15 protein-coding genes and 1 tRNA gene are annotated in these 15299 nt (G+C 70.0%); 11 read left to right on the forward strand and 5 right to left on the reverse strand.

Annotated features, from left to right (window positions below; genetic code table 11):
* Positions 1-1916 (reverse strand): Xaa-Pro dipeptidyl-peptidase (locus E1218_RS09595; protein WP_132318436.1); only part of this gene is annotated, 1916 nt, incomplete at its 3' end.
* Positions 1917-2094: 178 nt separating this feature from the next.
* On the opposite strand from E1218_RS09595, the gene E1218_RS09600 reads away from it, so the two are divergent.
* From E1218_RS09600 to E1218_RS09610, 3 genes are all read left to right on the forward strand, one after another.
* The gene (locus tag E1218_RS09600; RefSeq protein ID WP_233712119.1) at positions 2095-3075 is read left to right on the forward strand and encodes a LacI family DNA-binding transcriptional regulator; all 981 of its coding nucleotides are present in this window, start codon (positions 2095-2097) and stop codon (positions 3073-3075) included.
* Positions 3076-3078: 3 nt separating this feature from the next.
* Complete coding sequence (locus E1218_RS09605) at positions 3079-4005, forward strand: 1,4-dihydroxy-2-naphthoyl-CoA synthase (RefSeq protein ID WP_132318440.1); 927 nt, start codon at positions 3079-3081, stop codon at positions 4003-4005.
* A 78-nt stretch (positions 4006-4083) separates the two neighbouring features.
* Positions 4084-5049: a phage baseplate protein gene (locus E1218_RS09610; protein WP_132318442.1), complete on the forward strand. Its 966-nt coding sequence runs from the start codon at positions 4084-4086 to the stop codon at positions 5047-5049.
* A gap of 73 nt (positions 5050-5122) precedes the next feature.
* Here the strand turns inward: E1218_RS09610 and upp are convergent, their stop codons facing one another.
* Complete coding sequence (gene upp / locus E1218_RS09615) at positions 5123-5764, reverse strand: uracil phosphoribosyltransferase (RefSeq protein ID WP_132318444.1); 642 nt, start codon at positions 5762-5764, stop codon at positions 5123-5125.
* Positions 5765-5869: 105 nt separating this feature from the next.
* On the opposite strand from upp, the gene E1218_RS35960 reads away from it, so the two are divergent.
* The 5 genes from E1218_RS35960 (at position 5870) to E1218_RS09635 (ending at position 8875) form a co-directional block, all read left to right on the forward strand.
* Complete coding sequence (locus E1218_RS35960) at positions 5870-6031, forward strand: hypothetical protein (RefSeq protein ID WP_165949207.1); 162 nt, start codon at positions 5870-5872, stop codon at positions 6029-6031.
* A gap of 74 nt (positions 6032-6105) precedes the next feature.
* Positions 6106-6603, forward strand: coding sequence for a tRNA adenosine deaminase-associated protein (locus E1218_RS09620; RefSeq protein ID WP_325052823.1), 498 nt, complete (start codon positions 6106-6108; stop codon positions 6601-6603).
* Between the two features lie 31 nt (positions 6604-6634).
* Positions 6635-7063 (forward strand): nucleoside deaminase, encoded by a 429-nt coding sequence (locus E1218_RS09625; RefSeq protein WP_132318446.1) that lies wholly within the window; start codon positions 6635-6637, stop codon positions 7061-7063.
* 13 nt (positions 7064-7076) lie between these two features.
* Positions 7077-7167, forward strand: a tRNA-Ser gene (locus E1218_RS09630).
* 196 nt (positions 7168-7363) lie between these two features.
* Positions 7364-8875: a potassium/proton antiporter gene (locus tag E1218_RS09635; RefSeq protein ID WP_132318448.1), complete on the forward strand. Its 1512-nt coding sequence runs from the start codon at positions 7364-7366 to the stop codon at positions 8873-8875.
* A 136-nt stretch (positions 8876-9011) separates the two neighbouring features.
* Here E1218_RS09635 and E1218_RS09640 read toward each other — a convergent pair whose 3' ends face one another.
* The gene (locus E1218_RS09640) at positions 9012-9575 is read right to left on the reverse strand and encodes a LytR C-terminal domain-containing protein (RefSeq protein WP_132318450.1); all 564 of its coding nucleotides are present in this window, start codon (positions 9573-9575) and stop codon (positions 9012-9014) included.
* Between the two features lie 30 nt (positions 9576-9605).
* Entirely contained in the window at positions 9606-9899 is a 294-nt protein-coding gene (locus E1218_RS09645) for a type II toxin-antitoxin system VapB family antitoxin (RefSeq protein ID WP_132149481.1), read from the reverse strand.
* A gap of 158 nt (positions 9900-10057) precedes the next feature.
* Between E1218_RS09645 and E1218_RS09650 the strand changes: the two genes are divergently transcribed.
* The 3 genes from E1218_RS09650 (at position 10058) to E1218_RS09660 (ending at position 13964) form a co-directional block, all read left to right on the forward strand.
* Positions 10058-10762, forward strand: coding sequence for a L,D-transpeptidase family protein (locus E1218_RS09650; RefSeq protein WP_132318452.1), 705 nt, complete (start codon positions 10058-10060; stop codon positions 10760-10762).
* 101 nt (positions 10763-10863) lie between these two features.
* Positions 10864-12411 carry a helicase HerA-like domain-containing protein gene (locus E1218_RS09655; protein ID WP_132318454.1) on the forward strand — a complete coding sequence of 516 codons (1548 nt, stop codon included), beginning with the start codon at positions 10864-10866 and terminating at the stop codon, positions 12409-12411.
* 146 nt (positions 12412-12557) lie between these two features.
* Positions 12558-13964, forward strand: coding sequence for a GGDEF domain-containing protein (locus E1218_RS09660; RefSeq protein WP_132318456.1), 1407 nt, complete (start codon positions 12558-12560; stop codon positions 13962-13964).
* Positions 13965-14071: 107 nt separating this feature from the next.
* Here the strand turns inward: E1218_RS09660 and E1218_RS09665 are convergent, their stop codons facing one another.
* Positions 14072-15271, reverse strand: coding sequence for a hypothetical protein (locus tag E1218_RS09665; protein ID WP_132318458.1), 1200 nt, complete (start codon positions 15269-15271; stop codon positions 14072-14074).
* Positions 15272-15299: the final 28 nt, after the last annotated feature.

Genomic DNA, 15299 nt, shown 5'->3' on the forward strand with positions numbered 1-15299 from the left:
GTGATGTCTACGTCGATGGGAGTCACCTTGGTGGGGGCGGTGGGGACTGCGCCGGAGGTGACGGGGAGGTTGAGTTTGCTGCCGCCGAGGTCGATGTCGATGGTGGCGCCGGTGTCGTTGGGGCTGGTCCACTCGGTGTCGCTCAAGGTGACGGCGAGACCGAGGACGCGGCCCTTGGGGATGACCTGGTCCTGGGCGCGGAGTGGGACGGTGACGGTGGACCACTTGCCGGGGGTGAGCGGCTTGGGGTTGCTCAGGGAGTTGCTGTGGGCCGCGTCGATCCAGCCGCGGCTGACGACGCCGTGGTCGCTCTGGGCGGTGAGTTTCTCGACCGTGTAGTAGCAGGCGTCGTCGTACCCGGTGCTCTCGCCTTCGCAGGTGGAGTCGTCGGTACGGCGGATGCCGGAGTACCGCTGTGCGTCGCCGTACTCGATCAGCCGGGCGGTGACCGGGGTCGTGGTCGAGTCGGCCTTGATCCTGAGCGTCACCGACGGGGTGCCGCTGATCCGGATCGGCACGGGGAGCGGCGCGGACAGGAACATCTGCCGGCCGGCGATCACCTCGGACGGCGTGGCGACGATGTCGTCCTCGGTGAGCTCCGGGTCGTCCGTGATCGTGACAGTTCCCTTGCCCAAGGCACCTAGTTTGCCGGCGGACAGCGGTACCGGGACGGAGCGGTTCACGGCCGGCCAGGTCTTGTAGTCGCGCCAGACGTCGGGCGCCGTCTCGACGGACGCCATCGGCTTCTTCATCACGCCGTTCTGCAGGTCCTGCAGCCAGTAGTCGAACCACTCGTGCAACTCGTCCACCCAGGCCTGGCGGCGGAACTCGAACGGGTCGACGTGGTCCTCGAGACCGAGCCAGAGCTTGCGCGGCACCTTGTTCTCGGCGAGTGCGCTCCACCACTGCGAGAAGTGGTTGGTCTGGACGTTGTAGTCGCTGAGGCCGTGGGTGATGAAGACCGACGCCTTCACCTTCGACGCGGTCTCCAGGTAGTCCCGCTCGGCCCAGAAGTCGGTGTAGTCACCGGTCTCGTCGTCGTCGTTGTCGCCGAGGCCGGCCCGTACGGCGTCGCACGCCGGGGTGTCGTGGCCGACGTACCCGCCGAGCCAGGGCATGTAGTCGTCGGAGTACGGCACGCCGCCGGAACGGGTGTAGTCGTACCAGGACGAGATCGCGGAGATCGGCACGATCGTCTTCAGGCCTTCGACGCCGGTCGCGGCGACACCGTTGGCCAGCGTGCCGTCGTACGACTTGCCGATCATGCCGACCGCGCCGCTGGACCAGGTCGCGTCGATCTCGTGGCCGTCGGCGGTGTGCGCGGTGTTGCGGCCGTTCAACCAGTCGATCACGGCGACGACGGAGTCGATCTCGTCCTTGCCGCCGACGTCACCGCAGCCGCTGGACCGGCCGGTGCCGACGATGTCGACGCCGACGACGGCGTACCCGCGGGGGACGAAGTAGTTGTCGTAGAACAACGGCATCTTCTGGATGACGCCGTTCTCGTCGTACGTCTTCTTCTCGCTCTCGTTGCCGCGGCCGCAGCAGGAGTAGTACGGCGACGCGTCCATGATCACCGGGATCCGCAGCCCGGTCAGGTCGGTCTCGCGCGGACGGACGATGTCGACGGCGACGACGTCGTTCGTGCCGTCGGAGTCGGTGTCCAGGTCGGTGTCGACGTACACGGACTCGCGGAGCGCGTCGGCGTAGTCGTAGATCGGCTGCGTCTTCTTCGTCGCCGCGTCGACGTACGGCGGGGTCCCGGGGCGATCCGACGACGCGGACACGGCCGGCGCGGAGACCGGCGGGCGGGGGTCGTCCGGCAACCCGACAGCCGACGCGGTACCCGTGACGGTTCCCAGGCTGAGCACGGTGGACGAGACCAGGATCGTCATCCTGGCGCGGACGGGCGTCATGGCTGGGAAGGCTAGTCACTCGGCGGGCCTAATGCCAGGTTCTGCCGAGATTGGCAGCCACTTCCCACGCACGGAGCGTAATGATGGACTGGTTCCGATAGGGTGACCGCCACCGCCCAGGGGGAGCGTACGGAAGGGTAGGCCAGTGAATCTGCGAGCGCCGGTGACATTGCTGGACGTGGCACAGCGCGCGGGTGTGTCGGTCGCGACCGCTTCTCGCGTGCTCAACGGCGGGGACCGGGTTCCCCGTCCTGAGCTGCAGGAACGGGTCAAAGCCGCCGCGGACGAGCTCGGGTACACGCCGAACGCGCAGGCGCAGGCGCTGGCGAAGTCGTCCACGAACGTGGTCGGCATCCTGGTGCACGACATCGAGGACCCGTATTTCGCGGCGATCGCGAACGGCGTGATGCGGGCCGCCGACGAGCGCAACCTCCTGGTGATGATGGCCAGCACGTTCCGTGACTCCGATCGTGAGATTGCCTACCTGTCCTCGCTGCGCGCGCAGCGCGCGCGGGCCGCGGTGATGATCGGCAGCCGCCGGACCGACGCCGAGACCCTGGCCCGGACGGCGACCGAGGTCGAGACCTTCCTGAACTCCGGCGCCGGCCTGGCACTGGTCAGCCAGTCCGGGATGCCGGCGCACACGATCGAGCCGGACAACCGGTCCGGTGCGGCCGAGCTGGCCCGTTCGCTGGTCGGGCTCGGCTGGCGGAAGTTCGCCGTCCTCGGTGGACCGGACACGCTGGCGACCGCGCGGGACCGCCGGGACGGTTTCGTCGCCGGGCTGGCCGAGGCAGGCCTGCAACCGGTCGCGCTCGAGGCCGGCGAGTTCACCCGCGACGGCGGGTACGCCGCTGCCGAGGCGCTGCTGGATCGCAAGTCCGACCTGGACTGTGTGTTCGCGGTGAACGACGTGATGGCGGTCGGCGCGATGTCCGCGCTGCGGTCTCGCGGCGTCGACGTACCTCGGGAGCTGGGGGTCGCCGGGTTCGACGACATCGCCACGCTGCGGGACGTGTGGCCGGGGCTGACCACGGTCCGGCTGCCGTTGGAGCAGATGGGCCGCCGCGCGCTCGAGCTGGCGATCGAGGGCGGCGAGGCCATCACCGAGACCTTCAAGGCCGAGGTCGTCCTGCGGGAGAGCACCTCCCGCCGCTGAAATATGCTCGGCTGCGTGACCGATGCCGCGCACGTCTCCGAGATCTTCGACCCGTCGGCCTGGAAGCAGGTTGACGGGTTCGACCTGACCGACATCACCTACCACCGGGCGGTCGACGCCGGCGTGGTGCGGATCGCGTTCAACCGGCCGGAGGTCCGCAACGCGTTCCGGCCGCACACCGTGGACGAGTTGTACCGGGTGCTCGACCACGCGCGGATGTCGACCGATGTCGGTTGTGTGCTGCTCACCGGCAACGGACCGTCGCCGCGGGACGGCGGGTGGGCGTTCTGCTCGGGTGGAGACCAGCGGGTCCGGGGTAAGGACGGTTACAAGTACGCCGAGGGGACCACGGCCGAGACCATCGACCCGGCGAAGGCGGGCCGGCTGCACATCCTCGAGGTGCAACGGCTGATCCGCTTCATGTCGAAGGTCGTCATCTGCGTCGTCCCGGGCTGGGCCGCGGGTGGTGGGCACAGCCTGCACGTGGTCGCCGATCTGACCCTCGCGTCCGCGGAGCATGCGCGGTTCAAGCAGACGGACGCGGACGTGGCGTCGTTCGACGGTGGTTTCGGGTCGGCGTACCTGGCCCGGCAGGTCGGGCAGAAGTTCGCCCGGGAGATCTTCTTCCTCGGTGACGAGTACTCCGCCGAGGACGCCTACCGGATGGGGATGGTCAACAAGGTCGTCCCGCACGCCGAGCTCGAGGCGACCGCGCTGGAGTGGGGCCGGAGAATCTGCGCGAAGTCGCCGACCGCGCAGCGGATGCTGAAGTACGCGTTCAACCTGATCGACGACGGCCTGGTCGGCCAGCAACTCTTCGCCGGTGAGGCCACCCGGCTCGCCTACGGCACGGACGAGGCCGCCGAGGGCCGCGACTCGTTCCTGGAGAAGCGCCCGGCGGACTGGTCGCCGTTCCCGTACGCGTTCTAACACTCATTGCTGAGTAGTTCACAGAAATGATCGTGCGAAGTACTGACAGTTCGCGGTAAGTCGCTTACCGTCCTGCGTATGGACAACCTCTCCCGCCGCAGCCTGCTCGCCGGGACGGGGGCGATCCTCGCGGCTGGTGCCGCCGGGACGCCGGCCGTCGCCCGCTCCTTCGGCCTACCCGCCACCCGGCGTTTCGCGCTCGCCGGGCCGGGCGGCGAGCTGTTCCGGGGCAAGCCGCTGGCCGATGTCACCGTCATGCAGTCGATCGCCTTCGACAGCCCGAACCGGCGGCTGTTCACCGGTCAGCTGCGGTCAGGTCGCCCGGGTAGCACCGGCGATCTCACGCTGACCAGGCTGAGCCTGGCCGGTGACGTCCTCGGGCACATGTACCTGACCGGGTTCGGCCACGCGGTGTCGATCGGCGCCGAGACTGTCGGGCGTACGACGTACCTGTGGACCGAGACCGACGTGGACACGGCCAACGGGCGTGGCCGGCAGATCGCGCGCTTCCGGTGGCGAGACGGGGCGACGCTGACCAAGGACTCGCCCGGACTGCGGAAGTGGAAGCCGGTCGCGGCGGGGAGCGTGTTCACTCCCTCGGTGGACCAGCAGCACGGCCGGCTCGGTGTGCGGTACTCGATGCCCGACGGAATGCACCTCAACGTCTACTCGCTGAGCGCCGCCCGGGCGGGTGACTTCTCGGCCCCGTTGGTGTCGTTCAAGCAGCCCACGGTGACCGCGGGGATCGACTTCCAGGGATGGGCTCTGCATGGCTCGTACGCGTACTTCTGGGAGGGTGAGGCGCACGCCGGTGTCTTCGATCCGGCGCTGGTGACGTCGAAGCTGTGGTGCTTCGACATGAACAACGGCCAGGTCGTCGAGTCGGCCCGCGTCCTCGACGGGCCTGACCTGACACACCGTGAAGCCGAGGGACTCGCCGTCCACGTCGGACCGCGTGGACAGGCACAGCTGTGCTTCGGTTTCGCCTCCGGCGTCACCGGCGACCGCCGCGCCAACCTCTTCTACCGCAACACCCTCGTCTGACCCTCATCGTGCCCCGCCGTACTCGCCGATCCCGTCGGGGCCAGCTCACTTGGGTTGTCGAGCCCAAGCTGAGCTACTGGGCGACGCCGTACAGGCGGTCGCCGGCGTCGCCCAGGCCTGGGACGATGTAGCCCTTGTCGTTCAGGTGGGAGTCCATGCCGGCGATCACCAGGTTGCAGGGGACGCGCAGGTTCGTCAGCTCGCGCTCGACCCGTTCCACGCCCTCGGGGGCGGCGAGCAGGCAGATCGCGGTGATGTGGTCGGCGCCGCGGTCCACCAGGAACTGGATCGCCGCGGCCAGCGTGCCGCCGGTCGCCAGCATCGGGTCGAGCACATAGCACTGCCGCCCGGACAGGTCCTCCGGCAGCCGTTCGGCGTACGTCGACGCGGTCAGCGTCTCCTCGTTCCGGATCATGCCGAGGAAGCCGACCTCGGCGGTCGGCAGCAGCCGGCTCATGCCTTCGAGCATGCCGAGCCCGGCCCGCAGGATCGGGACGACCAGCGGCTTGGGAGCGGTCAGCTTGACGCCCTCGGCCTCGGCGACCGGGGTCTGCACGGTGACCGGACCGGTCCGGACGTCCCGGGTCGCCTCGTAGGCGAGCAGCGTGACGAGCTCCTCGGTCAGCCGCCGGAAGGTCGGCGAGTCCGTGCGCTCGTCCCGCAGCGCGGTGAGCTTGTGGGCGACGAGCGGGTGGTCCACGACGAGGATCTGCATAAGCCGGAACGGTACCGTCGGCGATTCGCGGCGGGAAAGCGCGCTCGCTGTCAGACTTGAAACTGCGCCAGAGGTCGCCCTGCTCGCCCCACAGGGAGTACGCCGATGACGGAGAAGTCGCCCGAACAACTCGATCGCCTCCGTCGGCGCGCTGCCTTCCTGCGCGAGCTGGAGGAGGCCCGCGCCCTCCGTGACCGGATCGCCCCCCGCCGGGCCCGGGTCCGGCAACTCCGCGAGGCCATGCGCCGGGCGACGTACCATCACTGAGCGTTGGTGTACTGATACCGCGTCGAGACCGCGAACACCTCCCGTGACCGGCGGGAGTCTGCGACGATGAACCGGTGTCTGATGCCACGGCTGGGCCGATGACCACCGACCTCGACTTCGCGGTCGCTGCGTACACCGAGGACGGGGTCTGGACCGTCACCCCGCTCGTGCTGCGCGGCGAGCCGGACCTGTCCGCCCTGGTGTCCGCGCTCCGGCGGTACCCCGGCGAGGCCGGCGTACTGGGGATGATCTCGGTCGACGAGGACTTCTTCATCCTGCTCCGGGTGATCGGCGGCCGGGCCCGGCTGCTGATCTCCGACGTCACCGCCGCGACCGAGTGGCCGCTGGCCCGGCAGGTGGTCGACGAGCTCGACATCCCGCTGGCCGATGACGACGACGAGCAGGTCCCGGCCGGCGACCTGGCGATCATCGCCGATCTCGGGATGAGCGCGATGGACCTGGGCGCGCTGTGCGACGACGTCGACCTCTACCCGGAGGAAATGCTCGAGGAGATCGCCGAGACGCTGGGCTTCGGCAACCAGTTCCACGAGGCGATCGAGGCTCTTGGTTAGCCCGGCGGTCCGGCGCGAGTGGTCCCGGCTGATGACGATCGCGCTGGCGGAAGGTGAGAAGGCGCTGCCCGACGTTCCGATCGGGGCGGTTGTGGTGGACGCGGACGGCGAGGTGATCGGCCGCGGCCACAACGAGCGCGAGACCACCGGTGACCCGACCGCGCACGCCGAGGTGGTCGCGATCCGGGAGGCGGCGCGGCACGTCGGCGAATGGCGGCTCACCGGCTGCACCCTGGTGGTTACGCTGGAGCCGTGCACGATGTGCGCCGGCGCCATCGTGCTGTCCCGGCTGGACCGGCTGATTTTCGCGGCGTACGACGAGAAGGCCGGTGCGGTCGGGTCGCTGTGGGACGTCGTTCGGGACCGCCGGCTGAACCACCGGCCCGAGGTGGTCGGCGGGGTGATGGCCGACGAGGCGGGCGCCCGGCTGCGCGATTTCTTCATCGGGCACAGACCTTGATAGTGTCCTCGGCGGTGGCGTGTCCGAGCGGCCGAAGGAGCGCGCCTCGAAAGCGCGTGACGGGCAACCCCCGTCCGAGGGTTCAAATCCCTCCGCCACCGCCATGTGAAGGGTGGTTCCGCACGAAGTGTGGGACCATCCGACGCAGATCAAGTGCTGTGGGATGTGGGAGGAGCCTGCGACGGTTCCCTCCGCCACCGCCAACCGTCCCCCGGGGCGGAGTAGGACCGGAGACCCTGATGCTGTGTGATGCGTCAGGGTTTTCGTCTCTCGGGACCTGATGCGGGAGAGGGCCCCCACGTGGACGTTGCGGAGCTGGACCGGATTCTGCTGGCCGGGGCGGCGGTGTTGCTGGTCGCGATCGTCGCGATCCGGCTGACCGGGCGGCTCGGGCTCCCCTCGTTGCTCATCTACCTCCTGATGGGCCTCCTGCTCGGCGAGGCGGGTCCGGGCGGGATCCACTTCGACGACGCGCAGCTGGCGCACGCGCTCGGATTCGCCGCGCTGGTGGTGATCCTGACCGAGGGCGGTTTGACCACCCGGTGGAACGAAGTACGCCCGGTGATGCCACTGGGAGTACTTCTGGCGACTGTCGGCGTCGCGGTCAGTATCGGCGTCGTCGCCTGCGTGGCGCACTACGTCCTCGGGCTCGACTGGCAGACCGCCGTACTGATCGGAGCAGTCACCTCACCGACGGACGCGGCGGCGGTCTTCTCCGTCCTGCGCCGGGTTCCGATCAGACCGCGGTTGCGGGGTGCGCTGGAGGCTGAGTCCGGTCTGAACGACGCGCCGACGGTGCTGCTGGTCACCCTGGTCAGCACCGGCGAGGTCGGTGAGAAGGGCCTGCTGCACTTCAGCGGGCTGGTCCTCTACGAACTGGTGGTCGGCGCCCTGTTCGGGTTCCTGATCGGCTGGATCAGCGCCGGTCTGATCCGGCGGGTCGCGCTCGGCTCGGCCGGTCTGTACCCGCTGGCGATCCTGTCGGTGGCCATCATCTCGTACGCCGGTGGCTCCGTACTGCTCCACGTGTCCGGGTTCGCGGCGGTCTACGTGACGTCCCTCGTTCTCGGCCGGGCCGAGTTGCCGCACCGGTTGGCCACCCGGTCGTTCGTCGACGGGATCGCGTGGCTGGCCCAGATCGGGCTGTTCGTGATGCTCGGACTGCTCGCCTCGCCCGGGCGGATCGGGTGGAATGACGTCACGGTCGCCCTGGTGATCGGCATCGCGGTGACGGTGGTCGGCCGGTTCGCGGCAGTCGCCCTGTCGGCGTTGCCGTTCCGATTGCCGTGGAAGGAGCAGGCGTTCATCTCCTGGGCCGGGCTGCGCGGTGCCATCCCGATCGTGCTGGCGACCATCCCGCTGGCCAAGGGGGTGCCGGACGCGGACCGGATCTTCGACGTGGTGTTCGTGCTGGTGCTGCTGTTCACGCTGCTCCAGGGGCCGTCGCTGCCGTGGCTGGCCCGGCGTCTGAAGGTCCTGGACGAGAATTCGGCGTACGAGGTCGACATCGACGTGGCGCCGCTGGAGTCGCTCGGCGCCGACATGCTTCAGGTACACGTGCCCAGCGAGTCGCGGCTGTCCGGCGTCGAGATCGGCGAGCTCCGTCTGCCCGCCGGGGTCTCGGTGTCCCTCGTCATCCGCGGCGATCGGGCGTTCGTGCCAGACGTGCGGACCGTCCTTCGGGCCGGTGACGCGCTGCTCGTCGTTGCCCCCAGCCCGGTTCGGGAGCAGACCGTGCGCCGGCTGCGAGCCGTCTCCCGGGCGGGCCGGCTGGCCGGGTGGTTCGGCGAACGCGGCCGCGACCCGCGCTGACCCGCCGCGACCCGCGCTGGGCCCGCCGGGACCGCGGAGCCCGCCTCGACCCGCGCTGGGCCGGCCGCGACCCGTGCTGGGCCCGCCTCGACCCGCGCCTGGCCGCGGCCGATGAGCCGCGCCTGCCGGGAGGGCGTCAGTTCGGGTTCTGGCCGGAGGGGATCGGCTGCGGGGTGTGGATCACCGGCAGGCAGACGGTGGAGTCCGGGGCGACCGAGACGGAGGCCAGCCCCTTCGGCTTGAGCGCGGTGTAGCCGCGGCCGACGACCAGGTCGACGGTGTGGTCGGTCCGGCCGTCGCCCTCGATCAGGGCCTTCTGCCGGAGCTGACCGGCCACCAGCAGCAGCTCGGGCGAGTTGTCGGCCGTACCGCGGACCGCGACGACGTCGATCTTGTCGCCTCTCGGCTCGTTGGCGATCTTGGCGACGTGGAAACCGCGCTTCTCCAGCAGCTCGGCGACCGCGGCCGCCGTCCCCGCCTTGGCGCCGCCGTTGTAGACGTTCACCACCACCTGCTTGGGCACGAGGCGGTTGTTCGGCAGCTTCTGCTCGACGCAGGTCGGCCCGGCGCTGCTGTTGATCAGCGAGTTCCAGCCCCACCACGCGCTGCCGACGAGGAGACCGAGCAGGATGACCATGGTGATCGGGGTGCGCCAGTGGATCCGCGAGTGCGGCCGCGGCTGTGGATGGATCGCGGTCATCAGCTCAACCCCCCGTGCGAGCAGCCATTGTCAGTCCACGACCAGTACCCGGGCGTGTAGTACGGAACGCTGCTGCAGCGCGGCCCGGAGGGCCCGGTGCAGACCGTCCTCGAGGAACATCTCGCCCTTCCACTCGACCACGTGGGCGAACAGGTCGCCGTAGAAGGTGGAGTCCTCGTCGAGCAGCGCGTTCAGGTCGAGGGTGCCCTTGGTCGTGACGAGCTCGTCCAGACGCACCTGCCGTGGCGGCAGTGACGACCAGTCCTTCGGCTTGAGCCCGTGGTCCGGGTACGGCCGTTCCTCCCCGACGCGCTTGAAGATCACCTCCCGAAGTCTAGCGGGGACCGAGGTCTTGCGAGAGGTCACGGATGTCACCGGTGCAGTCCGGAGTGCGCACTCAACCTTTCGGGCATGATCAGCGTCCCAGGGGACAGGGACAGGTGGGCGCCCACGAGGCGGCCACGACTGAGGGGGTGAACGGCATGCGAATACTTTCCAAACTCGGTCTCGCGGCCGCCACGGTCACGCTCGTCGCCGCCGGTACGGTGCTGCCGGCGGACGCGATCACGGTGACCCAGGCGAAGGCCGCCCAGGCGAGGCTGAACAAGCTCGGCTGCGGCGCCGGCCCGGTCGACGGCAAGGTCGGGACGATGACCAAGGCGGCCACGGTCCGGTTCCAGTCGGCCAACCGGCTCGCGCAGAACGGTTCGCCGACCGGGACGACGTACACCCGGCTGATGGCGCGGACGGCGAAGCGGTGTGACGTCCGCGCGGTGCCGGCCCGCTCCGGGAGCGGCCGCCGGATCGTCATCAGCCAGTCGCAGAACTGGGTCTGGCTGATCGATGCCCGCGGCAAGGTCGTCCGCCAGGGCGGGATGATCGACAACCCGCGGTACCTGCGGCCGGGGACCTACACCAGCGGCGCGAAGTGCGGCCGGGCGGCCCGGATCCGGAAGAACACCGACGGCGGGCGGCTGTACCTGAACAACTTCGTCCGGTTCGCCCCGTGCGGGATCGGGTTCCACCAGATCCCGACGTACAAGTCCAACGGGCGGCAGATCCACGCCGACTACCTGCTGGGCACGAACTACAAGGCCTCGCACGGCTGCATCCGGGTGTCCGCGTCGATGTCGGCGAGCATCTGGTCGTTCGCCGCGACGTCGGTACGCGTGGTCGTGATGCGCTGATCCTCGGCGGTGCCCCGGGTGTGGACAACTCTCGCAACCACATTCCGGGGCACTAGCATGCGCAGCGAGTAGATCTTTCAACCGGGGAAGGGCACGCTGACATGGCCGAGACTGCCGACGTCGTCGAAACCGTCAAGCGGGGGTACGCGTTCGAAGGGGCGGCGATCGAGCTCGGCGCGCTGCTGGCCGGTGACGAGCCGAAGCCGGAGGCGGCGGTCCGGATCCCGTTGTCGATGGTGAACCGGCACGGCCTGGTCGCGGGTGCGACCGGTACCGGGAAGACGAAGACCCTGCAACTGATGGCCGAGCAGCTGTCGGCCGCCGGCGTCTCGGTGTTCGCCGCGGACATCAAGGGCGACCTGTCCGGGATCTCGCAGCCGGGGCAGGAGAGCGAGAAGCTGCTGGCCCGGACCGAGACGATCGGCCAGGAGTGGATCCCGACCGGGTTCCCGACCGAATTCTACGCGCTCGGAGGTCAGGGCACCGGGGTGCCGGTGCGGGCCACGATCACGTCGTTCGGGCCGGTGCTGCTGTCGAAGGTGCTCGGGCTGAACGACGTCCAGGAGTCCTCGCTCGGCCTGATCTTCCACTACGCCGACAAGCAGGGCCTGACGCTGCTCGACCTGAAGGACCTGCGCGCGGTCATCACCCACCTGACCAGCGACGAGGGCAAGGCCGACCTCAAGGAACTCGGTGGGCTGTCGGCCGCGACCGCCGGCGTCATCCTGCGGGCGCTGATCGGGTTCGCCGATCAAGGCGCCGAGGCGTTCTTCGGCGAGCCTGAGTTCGACACCGCCGACCTGATGCAGCAGCGCGACGGCAAGGGCGTCATCTCCCTGCTGGAGCTGCCGAACCTGCAGGACCGGCCGGCGCTGTTCTCCACCTTCCTGATGTGGCTGCTGGCCGACCTGTTCCACGACCTGCCCGAGGTCGGCGACGTGGACAAGCCGAAGCTGGTGTTCTTCTTCGACGAGGCGCACCTGCTGTTCAACGACGCGTCGAAGGCCTTCCTGGAGTCGATCGCGCAGACCGTCCGGCTGATCCGGTCGAAGGGTGTCGGCGTCTTCTTCGTCACCCAGACCCCGAAGGACGTGCCGGACGAGGTGCTCGCGCAGCTCGGTTCCCGGGTGCAGCACCAGTTGCGGGCGCACACGCCGAACGACGCCAAGGCGCTGAGGGCGACGGTGTCGACGTTCCCGAGCTCGTCGTACGACCTGGAGGAAGTGCTCACCCAGCTCGGCATCGGCGAGGCGGTCGTGACGGTGATGAACGAGAAGGGTGCGCCGACCCCGGTCGCCTGGACCCGGTTGCGGGCGCCGCAGTCGCTGATGGCGCCGGCGACCGCCGAGCAGCTGAGCGCGTCGGTGCAGGCGTCGCCGAACAACGCGAAGTACACCGAGGTGATCGACCGCGAGTCGGCGTACGAGAAGCTCGCCGCCAAGGTCCAGGCCGGCGCCGAGCAGGCCGAGGCGGAACGGCAGGCCGAGGAGCAGGGCAGGCCGGCTCCCGAGCCGAAGCCGCGGGCGCGGAAGCAGGAGAAGTCGATGGTCGAGCAGGTGATCGGCTCGTCCGCGTTCAAGCAGTTCGCCCGCTCCGCCGGCCGCGAGATCGTCAGGGGCCTGTTCGGCGCTGCCCGCAGGCGGCGTTAGTTTCTCCTGTGGTGGTTGCGGATTCAGCGTCTATCGGTGATCAAACGACTGAACTCGCAGCGATCGACCATCGTGTCCACATCGTCATCCACAGCGCGCCGTCGCGGATTGGGACGAGGCGCTCACTCGTCGTACCGTGAGACCTGATGGTTGCGCAGAGTAGGCGAGCAGTACGATTTTGGGCGCTGTGGACCCTGACGGTCCCGGCGTTCGCTGTTGTCGTGCTCGTCGACCTGGCCGCCGTCGGGTACGCGGTGCAGGCCTTCACCGACCTGCCGAGCTGGCGCGGTCTCGACGTGGTCGTCGCGCTGACCGTGTCCGCGCTGATCGCGGTCGAAGGCGCCCGCCGGGTGGAGAACCGGCGGCGTCGCGGCGGTGCGTTGCACAAGGACCTCGCACCGGCCTGGATGATCGCGGCCGCGATGGTGCTGCATCCGGCGCTGGCGATCCTGGTCGCCGTCCTGCTCCGGATCTGGTGGCGGATCCGGGCCGGCAGGTGCATCCCGTACCGCTGGGCGTTCTCGACCGCCGTGCACGTGCTCGCGGTCGGCGCCGCGCACACCGTTTTCACGGCGGTCGGCGACTGGACCGGCAACGGCGGCCTCGGCCAGGTCGTCGCGATGATCGCCGCCTCGATGGCGTACGTCGCGACCGACACCGTGCTGTGTGGTCTGGCGATCTCGCTGATCCTGCCCGGCAGCAGCTGGCGCGAGACCTTCGGCGGGACGGACGACCTGTGCACCGACGCGACCGCGGCGACCCTCGGCTGCCTGCTGGCGGCCGCCTGCCTGGTCAGCCCGTGGTTCGCGTTCGTGGCGATCCCGATCACGCTGACCGCGCAGCGGGCACTGCTGCTCACGCAGCTCGAGTCCGAGGTGCAGACCGACCCGAAGACCAGCCTCACCCGGGTCGACTGGTGGCGGCGGCGGACCGAGGAGATGCTGCGAACCGCGCGCAGCCAGAACGAGCCGATGGCCGTGCTGCTGATCGACATCGACCACTTCAAGCAGGTCAACGACCGGCACGGCCACCTGGTCGGCGACGAGGCGCTGCGGGCAGTCGCCACGATCCTGCGCAGCGCGATCCGGGCGAAGGACGTGATCGGCCGGTTCGGCGGCGAGGAGTTCGTGATCGCGCTGCCGGACACCGGCCTCGACGACGCGACCGTGACCGCGGACCGGCTGCGGAACGCGGTCGCCGCCAGCCCGCTGGCGGCCATGTGCGCGGGCGTCCTGGACGACCCGGACCTCGACCCGGACACCTTCCACCTGACCGTCTCGATCGGCGTCGCCGTCTACCCGGCCGACGGCATCACCGTCGACGACCTGCTGCTGAGGGCCGACCGGGCGATGTACGCCGCCAAGGCCGCCGGCCGCAACCGGGTCCGGCTGGCCGCGGACGTCGTCCCGCCGCCGCGCCTCCCCCGCCCAGCCGCGCGGATCGACCGCCCGAACGCCCGTACCAGCGTCCCGGCCGGCCGGCCCGACCATGAAGACACCCCTGTCGACCGGCCGGTCACCAGCGGCGCTGCGCCCCCCACCGACCGGACCTGACCGCGATCGCCGCGGGTTGGCGAACCGCCGGGCCATCACGATCGCCGCCGTGCGCGATCCGTCCGCGGCGGACGGCCGAGCGGGCGGGATTGTGATGGCCTGAGCGTTCAGCAGGCGGCGAACGTCCCGGCCGCGACGTACGCCTTCGCGACGTACATGCCGGGGTGGACGCGCAGCCAGACGTTGCTGGTGCCCTGCGAGCCGGTGACGCTCGAGCCGGTCGTCTGGCACTCGACCGTCGCCTGGGCGGACTTGCCGGCCATCCCGACCACCGCGCCGGCGGAGTTCGGCGAGTTCCGCACGTTCAGGTAGCCGGACGTGATCGACACGGTGCCGCGGCCGCCGTCGCCGGTCCAGAGGTAGGTCACGTCGACCCAGGCGTTGTTCGTCAGCGCGAGCGCGTCCCAGAACGTCCCGTCCGCGAGGTCGATCCCGGCCGGGTTGGCGACGGTCCGGCCGAACTGGTCCTTGCCGCCGTTGTAGCCGTCCTGATACGCGGCCTGCGCCTCGGGGCGGCCCTGCGGCAGGTCCTTCCACATCTCCCGGATGGCGCTCGGGTTCCAGTAGTCGTCCTTGGTGTTCCACGGGCCGACGTCCCACACCGGCTCGAACGCGCACCGGGACGCCGTGCACACCTTGACCGAGTAGGTGCCGGTGCCCTTGGCGGACAGTCCCCGGCGGGACGGCAGAGCGACGAAGTGATCCCGGTTCACGATCACGTGGCCGTTGGCCGTCGTACCTCCGACCAGGCCTTCGCGGGTGGCGAAGACGCGGGACTTCAGCGGCGCGGCCTGGACACTCATCCGGCTCGGGTCGGCCCGGTCGGTCGGCTGGACCTGGACGTCGCCGACCCACGGGCTGCCGCCGGCCGGTGGAGCGCTGACGATGATCCGCAACTGGACCCGGTCGCCGGCGGCGGGCAGGGCGGTCGGCGTACCGGCCTTCGCGGGTGTCCACTCGGTCCACTTGTCCTTGGCCCAGGCCCGTACGTAGATTTCGGCCGACGAGCCGTCGGGCGTACCGGCGGCGTAGCTGACGACGACGGCCGAGGTGGCCGCGGCGAAGCGGACCGGGACGAGTTCGGCCGAACCGGACCGTTGCTCGATCTCGCTCGAACCGATCGCGGCCGGGGCGTTGCCGAGGATGATCCGGCTGCCCTCGACCTTGACGTTGCTCGAGCCGGCGACGGGGTGGGCCGCGACCGGGACTGGGTCGGTCGGTGCGGCGGTGCTCTGCAAGGTCGTGGTGAAGATCGCGAGCGTCGCGGCCAGACAGGCGGTCAGTTGCGCGCGGCGGGTGATACGCATGGGCGGTGACCTCCGGGGCGGTGAAGGT

It is taken from the genome of Kribbella turkmenica (assembly GCF_004348725.1).
Taxonomy (GTDB): domain Bacteria; phylum Actinomycetota; class Actinomycetes; order Propionibacteriales; family Kribbellaceae; genus Kribbella; species Kribbella turkmenica.

Coding starts and splice junctions, on each gene's coding strand:
- E1218_RS09605 (WP_132318440.1), top strand. CDS start 3,079: ATGCTCGGCTGCGTGACCGATGCCGCGCACGTCTCCGAGATCTTCGAC.
- E1218_RS09610 (WP_132318442.1), top strand. CDS start 4,084: ATGGACAACCTCTCCCGCCGCAGCCTGCTCGCCGGGACGGGGGCGATC.
- upp (WP_132318444.1), bottom strand. CDS start 5,764: ATGCAGATCCTCGTCGTGGACCACCCGCTCGTCGCCCACAAGCTCACC.
- E1218_RS35960 (WP_165949207.1), top strand. CDS start 5,870: ATGACGGAGAAGTCGCCCGAACAACTCGATCGCCTCCGTCGGCGCGCT.
- E1218_RS09625 (WP_132318446.1), top strand. CDS start 6,635: ATGACGATCGCGCTGGCGGAAGGTGAGAAGGCGCTGCCCGACGTTCCG.
- E1218_RS09640 (WP_132318450.1), bottom strand. CDS start 9,575: ATGACCGCGATCCATCCACAGCCGCGGCCGCACTCGCGGATCCACTGG.
- E1218_RS09650 (WP_132318452.1), top strand. CDS start 10,058: ATGCGAATACTTTCCAAACTCGGTCTCGCGGCCGCCACGGTCACGCTC.
- E1218_RS09655 (WP_132318454.1), top strand. CDS start 10,864: ATGGCCGAGACTGCCGACGTCGTCGAAACCGTCAAGCGGGGGTACGCG.
- E1218_RS09660 (WP_132318456.1), top strand. CDS start 12,558: ATGGTTGCGCAGAGTAGGCGAGCAGTACGATTTTGGGCGCTGTGGACC.
- E1218_RS09665 (WP_132318458.1), bottom strand. CDS start 15,271: ATGCGTATCACCCGCCGCGCGCAACTGACCGCCTGTCTGGCCGCGACG.